Here is a 7972-nt window from a genome sequence, read left to right as displayed (position 1 = left end):
TGAAACTTTAAATTAAACCACCATGTCCCAAACAACTGAAATTGTCTCCTTAACATCCTCATACCTCCTAGCATTTGGATGTGAGCATAAAGCTTCATACGGATAGTCATTCCGTTTTGTAAATCCTCACATTGCGGACATACATACATATTCGCAATTATCAGGGATACCCATACCTGTACTCGGACAGATATCTCTATCATCCTGCAAATCGGTGACCATAATAGCGACCTCCCATTTATTCTTGTTTTACATCTACCAACTTCATTTAGCGCCCTTTCTTTATATGTTACCAATAGTATGTAAATTATCATTAAATATCAATTTAAATAATTGTAAACTGAATATTATATTTATGTAAAAAAAATCCGAGTTTAGCTCGGATTTATCGTCTTTGTAAAATTACTTACATCTTTAATTTTACGCATTAATTAACCCTGCGTCACCGTCATCTTAGTTCACATTCAGGCTTGACCTTGATAATGTTGACTAGGTACCATAACCTTGAGCGCTTCTGGAACCAAGGAAATGTTAACCGGTGTCCTCGTAGTTATTTCACCATCCACCTCAACACACTGTGACGGCAAAGCCTCAAGCTTTACTTCCTTCACCCTAAAAAAACGGGCCTGCGGAAAGATTGCCGCTTTTCGAAGCAGGAAGGCAATCCACAGTTTTAACGTATGCCAACGGTGCGGCGTATCCATAACGAAAACCATCAGTTCCTGATCATCCGCCGTGGCATTTTGGGCAAACGGCGTTATTCCAAAGTACCCGCCATTGGCTATCACAACCTGGTGTGTATTAAATTTGAATACTTCGTTATTCATGGTCAGCGTGCATTCAATAGGGCGATGGGAAAACATGATCCGCATTCCCATCAGGACATAAGACAGCATACCTGTGTACTTTTTAAGCCTACGGGAAATGTACCGGGCAATATCTGCAGATAAACCGATGGCAACTACGTTTGAGAAATAATCATGATCTACTTTCCCCAGGTCCACATCAGCCACTTTTCCATTGACAATAACTTCAACAGCCCTCTTCAGGTCTAAAGGTATTCCAAGCGTTCGCGCAAAACTGTTTACCGTACCGAATGGCAGTATGCCAAGCACCACATCCTGACAGGCAAAATAATCCACTACCGAACTTATTGTTCCGTCCCCTCCGCCGACAATTATGAGTTTATGCTTACGCTTTACCGCATTTTGCACCACTTTAGGCAAACGCTCCGGATATTTAACCGGGTATGAAGCCGCAACCGAGATCCCTTGTTTAGTTAATTCGTCCTTAGCCGCACGGAAAAATTTTTGCCCCCTGCGGGAATGGGTGTTAACTATAAGCGCAGCGGCGCGCTCCTTGTTATACATACCATTAGATTCATATTCATTAACTCGTTGAGGCGATGAATTTATCATTTAGTCACTACCATGGTTTCCGTGACGATGATGTCCTTTACTTGATGAACGTGAGAACTTAGACAAAAATCCCATAATTAAACCTCCTGAAATTAATTATTTTTTTACCTGCTGCGGAAAACAAAAGTGGCCCAGGGCGTAAGCCTTGAACCAGATGATATGCGTTCGGATTTACTCTTCCTCGCCCTCTCCCCCGGACTCGCCTCCGTTTTCATTAGCTTCAGACTCAGATCCAGACTCCGCTCCGTTATTTCCCTCATTAGGCGATAAATTGTTTACTGTATCCTGTATGCTTTTGTTGACATCCTGAACTGATTTGTTGACATCCTGGATGCTATCATTAACTTTTTTAACGCCATCTGTAACGTCCTGTACATTGCCACACCCGGCGGCGACCAAAGAAAACATTAAAAAAACGGCTGCGAGGCAAAGTAATTTTTTCATTAAAACACCTCCTTCATAACATTTCGGGCATATTTCTTTTGCCTTAATCATACACGATACTGCTGTCTACTGTCCACGGCTACAGGAATGTTTTTATTCTCTGGATCTTCTGTTCTTAGTATATCCCCGCCGGCTAAAGATCAACCGAGAGAAAACTAAAAGAAAGCTAGGAGATTTGATGACTTAAAAGATCCTCATACCTCCTAGCGTTTGGATGTGAGCATAGAACTTCATATGGATAGCCATTCCGTTTTATAAACCCCTCGCAGTACGGACATTCATAGTTGCAGCTACCAGGTATCTCCATCCCCCTGCTTGGGCAGGTATCCCTATCACTCCGCAAATTGGTGGCCATTATCTCGACCTCCCGCTTTACACCTTAACAGCCTTATTTAACCACCTCATGTTTAGCCCCTAAGTCGCCGTCATCTTCCGGTGTATTCTCCTGCCCAGCCAGCGGGCTGTCAGGTTGAAGCTGAGCACGAACAGAATCAGCACCGCCGCGGAGCCGTCCGCTACTCTGCGCAGGTCTGGGATAAGCCCCTCAGTATTAATCTTCCATATATGAACAGACAGGGTTTCCGCCGGGCGGAACGGGTTGAGAGGTGAGGTTTCGTTGAAAATATTCCACTGGCTGAAATCCATCGGCGGGCTGGACATGCCGGCGGTGAACAGCAGCGCCGCGGCCTCTTCAAACACTCTGCCGCAAGTGATAATGATACCACTGATCAAACCGGGAAAAGCAGCAGGCAATACTACTTTGCAGATCGTCTGCCAGCGGTTGGCGCCCAGGGCCAAGCTCGCCTCGCGCAGGCCGGCCGGCACACCGCGAATAGATTCCTCGGTGATCCTGACCATGAACGGAAGGTTCAGCACTGTCAGGGCAAGAGCGCCCGAGAGCAGCGAATAACCCCAGCCGGTCATATTGACGAAAACCAGGAGACCGAAAAGGCCGACAACAATTGAAGGCAGAGAATTCAAGGTCTCGATAGAAAGCTTGATAGCCTCGGTAAACTTGTTGGCACCCGCGTATTCAGACAGGTAAACCCCGGCTAACAGACCTACGGGAATGGTGATGGACATGGACAGCAGCAGGAGATAAAAAGTATTGAAAATCTGCGGGCCAATACCCCCGCCGGCGCTGATTACCTGGGAAGGCTTTGTTAAGAAGGCCCAGTCGATATACTTTCCTCCATGATAAAGTATGTAACAGACTATGGCACCCAGAAAAAAAATAACCGCAAGAGCGCCGGCCCAAAATATCGCAGTGGCAATCCGATCGACGCGGCGTGAATTCACCGGACAACCCCCCCCTTACGCACAACAAAACGCAAAACCAGGATAAAAAAACAAGACATCATCAAGGTAAACAAGCCCATCGACCAGAGCGCGTTGTTCCACAATGAGCCCATGGGCGTGTTGCCCATATCCATGGTAATAGCGCTGGTCAAAGTAATCACCGGATCCATAATTGACGTGGGCATTTTTCTCATATTGCCGATTACCATCTGCACAGCCAGGGCTTCGCCGAAAGCTCTGGCCAAACCCAGAACAATACCCGTGATTAAACCGGAACGGGCAGCCGGAATAAGCACATGATAGATTGATTGCCAGCGGGTGGAACCCAGTGCCAGCGCCGCCTCCTTATATTCACGGGGCAAAGATCTCAGGCTGTCCGTCAACACGCTGACGATAGTGGGCAGAATCATTATTGACAGCACCAGGAAACCGGCCAGTATGCTAAAACCCATGCCGCCAATATTGTCCCGGATAAAAGGAACCAACAGGCTTAAGCCGATATACCCGTATACAACGGACGGAATACCGGCCAGCAGTTCGATTGCAGGCTGCAAAAACCGCTGTCCCCAAGAAGGTGCGATTTCAGCCATAAATACAGCGCAGATGATGCCAAGCGGCGCGCTCAAAAGAACAGCCAGCATGGCGATTACTACGGACCCAAAAATAAAAACCAGCACGCCTACTTGCGGACCGCCATCTTCCGGCAGGCGGTCGGGCCACCATTGCGTGGAGAATAGAAATTCTTTCACACTGACCCCGTTGATTATAAAAGTAGACAGACCTTTTACGGTAATAAACGATACAATTGTTACAACAGAAATTATTGCCAGAATCGCCGCCCCCATGGTTAGGAATCTGCCCAGCAATTCGCTGTTCGGCCTAAATACTCCCTTGGCAAAACTTTTCTTCATCCAAATCACTCCCGCTTCCAACAATGAACTAGTTGAAAAAGGGCCGGGGACCCGGCCCTTTTAACACACTAACAGCTTTTCTGAACACAAATATTCGTCTTCCGCCGGAGCCACTCGCGGCGTATGCGTCTATTTATTCTTAACATTACCGTTCACATCTCTGACTATTTTCATATCAGTGCCAGGAATATAACCCAGCTGCGGCACTATGTTTTTCTGCACATCATCAGACATCATGTAGTTCAAAAAAGCTTCTGTCGCGCTTCCCGGCTGACCCTTGGTATAACTGTGCATGTAAGCCCATACCGGGTACTTGCCGGTAGTAATATTCTCCTTGTCGGGCGCCACACCATCCAGGCTAACGGCCTTCACGCTGCCGTCCAGATAAGACAGCGCCAAGTAACCGATCGCTCCGGGAGTTTCTTTAATGATTTTGCGAACTGTGCCCGAGGAATCCTCTTCGATGCCTGCCGCCTCCTCGGCGTTGCCCAGGGCGTATTTCTTAAACGTCGCCCGTGTACCTGAAGCCTTCGGACGGTTTACCAGGACTATCTTTTGATCAGGACCCCCCACGCTCTTCCAGTTAGTAGTTTTTCCGGTAAAAATATCGACTAATTGTTGCTTGGTCAGGTTGTCAATTTTAACATCCGGGTTAACTACCGCGGCCATGCCAACAACACAAATCTGGTGGTCAGTCAGTTGAGAAGCGTCGATACCGTCTTTTTCTTCAGCAAAAATATCCGAATTACCGATATCGGCCGCTCCCTGTGAAACTTGAGTAAGTCCGGTGCCGCTGCCGCCGCCCTGCACCACCACCTTCACATTCGGGTTCTTGGCCATGAACTGAGTCGCGGCCTGTTCCGCGAGCGGCTGCATGGCGGTGGAACCTACCGCCGTGACGTTGCCGGATAACTGTTGGGCCGCCTTGTTATCCGTGCTTTGCTGAGCGCCCTGCCCGCCGCAGCCGACCAACGCTGTCACAACGGACAGGCACAGTGCGGCAACCACTATTACTTTTACTTTTTTCAGCAAATCTTTCTCCTCCTTATATGCTTTTTTTATATACAAAGTGGCTGAAATAAAGCCACAATATTTTAGCGCGTCTCACGAAAACGGTATCCCACTCCGCGCACTGTTTCGATATAGTCAGGATTGGCCGGGTCTTTTTCAATCTTCTGGCGCAAGTACCTGATATGAACGTCCACGGTGCGTGATTTCCGGTCATAGTTATATCCCCAGATTTTTTCCAGCAGCGCATCCCTGGTAAAAACGCGGCCGGGGTTAGCCACCAGCAGGTAAAGAAGTTCAAACTCTTTCTGGGCAAGTTCCAGTCTTTCCCCGTCAAGCAACGCTTCGTACTTCTCCGGCTGGATTACCAAACGGTTCGCCCTTACCGCCTCTTTCGCAACCTCCTCTTCGGTAGAAGGCTGCTTGCGACGCAAGTGCACTTTTACCCTGGCCACCAGTTCCCTGGGGGAAAATGGTTTCGTAATGTAGTCATCCGCGCCCAGTTCCAGCCCGAGCACCTTGTCCAGCATTTCACTCCTGGCGCTTAACATAATAACGGGAATGGAAGCGCTTTGCCGGTTGTTCTTTAAGATGCGGAGCACGTCAAAGCCGTCCAGTTCCGGAAGCATTTTATCCAGAATAATCAAATCAGGTGTTTTTTCGCCGGTTAACTTAATCGCGTCATGCCCATTGGTTGCTTCAATTACCTGGTAGCCTTCTCTTGTCAGGTTAAACTTCAGAAGCTGCAGGATATTAACCTCATCATCCACAACCAGGATTAACGGCATCTCAAATCACCCTTTTTCAGTTTAAAACAGCATGGTTAAAAACAAGTTGCCGCCAGTTTAACTGTTTATTAATTGATTATTAACTCTCTGTAAAACCAACCCTGCTCCTGCGGTCACGAACATATACACTGCCGGGAATGGATTTGGCATAACATTTTAGCTGCGCAGCCTTTTCAGACAAAGTCTTCAAATCCGCTTTTTCACCTCCTTCGCACTCAATAACAGCCATGGACACGGATATGAATGGGAACCACTTGGCCAGTCCATTCCTGTCGTACCCGGGAATCCTACCCTCCTTTCGGTCTTCCGGCAGATAATAGGATTTAATCAGGCGGTCAAAATACTTGATGATCCGTTTACAAAGCGTGTCTGTACGTTCTCTGTCAGTAACCAGAATAAAATCGTCTCCACCTATATGCCCAAGAAAGTCTTTTTCACTTCCGTATTTATTGATTACACTGCTCAATAATTTTGAAGTAAACAAAATGACTTTATCACCGTTCTCAAAACCGTATTTGTCATTATATATTTTGAAATTATCCAAATCAAAGTAGACAATACTAAAGGTTGAGCTCTCAGTTGCGCGTTTGAGCAACTCCTGCTCTATGGCAATGTTCCCCGGCAAACCGGTTAGGGGGTTGGCGCCCCTGGCCAGCTCCAGGCGGATCCTGGTCATGGTGTCCAGGAGATTTTGGACCGAGACTACCCCTTTTAGCAAATTGTTTTTTGTTACAATGATGTAATCGTATATTTTGATTCGATCACGGTTCATGGCCACCTGAGACACTAACTCGATGGTTGCATCCTCCTCCACGATGAGCGGAGAGACATCCATAATCACAGAGATCGGGCGCTCGTAATAAAGAGGCACCCCATACTGCATGCCAAGATGGCGGTATAACAGGTGGCGCATGACCAACCCCTTGGGTTCTCCTTCATCCACTATCACCACGCCCGCGAGAAGCTCGTCATTATCCAAAATCTTCTTGACTTCCCGCACCAGAGTGTTCTTGTCAACGCTGACAGCGTTTTCAGCAATGCTGCCCACCGGGAAGGCAGGCTTCCAGATACGGTTGCGATTGTTGGAGGCCAGGCGTATTATTCTTGCGAGAACATCGTCACTAATAAGCGCTTTTGGATAAGCAGGTTTGCCGATAAAGAAACCCTGCCCGTAATGCACGCCCATGCTGGCGAGCGTATTTAACTCCTCCTCCTCCTCAATGCCTTCGGCGATAATCGAACAGCTTATTTTTTCGGCAAACGTCGTGAATGTTTCCAGAAGCGCTCTCTTCACCCGGTTGTTATGAACACCTCTGACCAGAGACATGTCGATTTTGATAAAATCCGGTCTTATTTCAGCAATCGATTGGAGGCAGGAAAATCCCGCGCCGGCATCGTCAACCGCCACGAGGAAGCCCTGACCCCGGTAATATTCAAGAGTCTTGTTAAAATAGGAAAAGTCATCAATACAATGCCTTTCGGTTATCTCGAAAACAACATTGCCAGGATTTAAGCCCATTTCCTTAATTAACTTGATGGTTTCACCATTGACGAAGTTCGGATCACCAAGCGAACGGGGATGAATATTCAAAAAAAGCTTCTGGTCGGCCTCCAATCCACCAAGCTGATTTATGGCAATCCGACGGCAGAGCTTTTCCACCGGGTAAAGCAGGTTTACCTCTTCAGCAAAGGAAAAGATCACATCCGGGCTGTGAAAATAGCTGTCCAGTGGTCCTCTGGCAAGTGCTTCCCAACCTAAAACGCAGCCTGATTGAAAAGAAACGATGGGCTGGTATACAGCGTTAAAACCTGCGCCTTCAAGAATTTCACTAAATTCATGCAGCAGTTTTGCTTTTTGCAGGTCGATAGAGCTCTTGGCTGCACCCTGCGCTTCCCGCACGGCATCGTGCAACCGGCTTTCCAAATTTCCGGACCTGATCTTGCAGCTGCTCTTAACACTGGCAAAGTTGACAAATCGTTCGAACAGACCGGCAACTTTCGTTAATACGGAATTGATGCTAACACCCCCCACTGCACATTTTTTCTATCAATGCTCATGGTTGGTAAAAAGTATGATTTTAATATATACCCCTGATGTTAAATA

Annotated in this window: 7 protein-coding genes; all 7 read right to left on the bottom strand. The window is 47.3% G+C overall.

Annotation, left to right across the window (positions count from 1 at the left end; all coding sequences use genetic code 11):
• Positions 1–464: 464 nt before the first annotated feature.
• Positions 465–1418, bottom strand: coding sequence for a diacylglycerol/lipid kinase family protein (locus A4E54_RS02030; protein WP_286724017.1), 954 nt, complete (start codon positions 1416–1418; stop codon positions 465–467).
• A gap of 171 nt (positions 1419–1589) precedes the next feature.
• The gene (locus tag A4E54_RS02025) at positions 1590–1862 is read right to left on the bottom strand and encodes a hypothetical protein (protein ID WP_240084986.1); all 273 of its coding nucleotides are present in this window, start codon (positions 1860–1862) and stop codon (positions 1590–1592) included.
• A gap of 414 nt (positions 1863–2276) precedes the next feature.
• The gene (gene pstA, locus A4E54_RS02020; protein ID WP_286724013.1) at positions 2277–3161 is read right to left on the bottom strand and encodes a phosphate ABC transporter permease PstA; all 885 of its coding nucleotides are present in this window, start codon (positions 3159–3161) and stop codon (positions 2277–2279) included.
• A complete protein-coding gene (gene pstC / locus A4E54_RS02015; protein WP_286724011.1) occupies positions 3158–4072 on the bottom strand; it encodes a phosphate ABC transporter permease subunit PstC in 915 nt (304 codons plus the stop codon). Before pstC ends, pstA begins: the two co-directional genes overlap by 4 nt.
• A 129-nt stretch (positions 4073–4201) precedes the next feature.
• Positions 4202–5101 (bottom strand): phosphate ABC transporter substrate-binding protein, encoded by a 900-nt coding sequence (locus A4E54_RS02010; RefSeq protein ID WP_240084996.1) that lies wholly within the window; start codon positions 5099–5101, stop codon positions 4202–4204.
• 65 nt (positions 5102–5166) lie between these two features.
• Entirely contained in the window at positions 5167–5868 is a 702-nt protein-coding gene (locus A4E54_RS02005) for a response regulator transcription factor (RefSeq protein ID WP_286724010.1), read from the bottom strand.
• Between the two features lie 79 nt (positions 5869–5947).
• A complete protein-coding gene (locus tag A4E54_RS02000; protein WP_286724007.1) occupies positions 5948–7792 on the bottom strand; it encodes an EAL domain-containing protein in 1845 nt (614 codons plus the stop codon).
• Positions 7793–7972 lie beyond the last annotated feature (180 nt).

Origin of the sequence: Pelotomaculum sp. PtaB.Bin117, from assembly GCF_002067195.1 — a bacterium.
Lineage (GTDB): Bacteria > Bacillota > Desulfotomaculia > Desulfotomaculales > Pelotomaculaceae > Pelotomaculum_D > Pelotomaculum_D terephthalicicum.
This window is presented reverse-complemented; position numbering and strand designations above follow the sequence as displayed.